Raw genomic sequence first — 1,436 nt, forward strand, 5'->3', positions numbered from 1 at the left:
CAATGTCATTAAGTTAAGAAAAGTTATATTGTTTATTTTAGAATTGCAAGGTATAGAAATATATCTTGCTCTTTTTTTCAGAAAAAACTTGACAAGTCTATAGAAAAATGCGGCGTAGCCCCTTAAATATAGAAATTTTTGGAGGTTACGTTAATGAAGAATCATTCTAATTTTGTGAAAAAGAAACTAAAAAACATAGTAAATGAAATGACTGGATCTATTGAGAATTTTGTGAGAAATCCATCGAAAGATTTTGTGAGAAATCGAAAATTAACTTTTGAGAATATGATGATTTTACTTTTATCAATGGGTGGAGGAAGCATTCGAAAGGAACTGCTAGACTTTTCAGAATATAGTATTAAAACACCAACACCTTCGGCATTCGTTCAACAAAGAAATAAAATATTACCTAGTGCATTTGAATATTTATTTAAAGAGTTCACTAGTTTGTCTAACAATTATAAATTATTTAGAGGTTATCGCGTACTAGCAGCTGATGGCTCAGTAGTAAATATTGCTCATAATAAGGATGATAAGTCCACATATACTAAAAATAGTAGAGGTAAAGGGTTTAATTCATTACATTTAAATGCACTTTTTGATTTAACAAATAAATTGTATGTTGATGCTTGTATACAAAGAAGATGTCAAAAAAATGAACATTTAGCCCTTACGGATATGATTGATAATTCATCTTTAGCAGGAAAAGTAATTATTATTGCAGATCGCGGATATGAAAGTTATAATACGTTAGCTCATATACAAGAGAAAAACTGGAATTATCTATTTAGAATAAAAGATATCACTAGCAAAGGAATGGCTTCAAGTTTTGATTTACCATTATCCGGAGCATTTGATAAGGTAATTAAAATCAAAATAACAAGAAGACAAACAAAAGAAATAAAAGAAAATCCTAAGAAATATAAATTCTTACCTAAAAATTCTAAATTTGATTATTTAGAATTAAAAAGCCCTAAATTTTATGATATGTCATTTAGAGTTGTTAGGTTTAAAATTTCTGATAATTCATATGAAACTATAATAACTAATCTAGATTCAAATCAGTTTTCACCATCGGACCTGAAAACTCTATATCATATGCGTTGGGGAATAGAAACGGCATTTAGAGAACTGAAATATGCAATTGGAATGGTGAATTTTCATTCAAAAAAAGTAGATTTCATCAAACAAGAAATATTTGCTAAGCTTACTATGTATAATTTTTGCGAAATGATTACTATGAATGTAGTTATTTCGCAAAAACAAAGAAAGCATGAGTATCAAGTGAACTTTACTACTGCTATTCACATTTGCAGATACTTTTTCAAATGCTCTAATAAGAGAAATCTACCATCAGTTGAATTATTAATTCAACAAAATATTTTACCGGTAAGAAAAGGCAGGCAAGACCGTCGAAAGCTTCGCGCCCAATCTCC

At 28.8% G+C, this 1,436-nt stretch carries 1 protein-coding gene; it reads left to right on the forward strand.

Features of this window, described 5'->3' with window-relative positions:
• Nucleotides 1-153 precede the first annotated feature (153 nt).
• Nucleotides 154-1,436, forward strand: a 1,283-nt coding sequence (locus GBZ86_RS15900) for an IS4 family transposase (RefSeq protein ID WP_152892275.1), incomplete at its 3' end; no start/stop codon positions are given.

Origin of the sequence: Clostridium tarantellae, from assembly GCF_009295725.1 — a bacterium.
GTDB classification, from domain to species: domain Bacteria; phylum Bacillota; class Clostridia; order Clostridiales; family Clostridiaceae; genus Sarcina; species Sarcina tarantellae.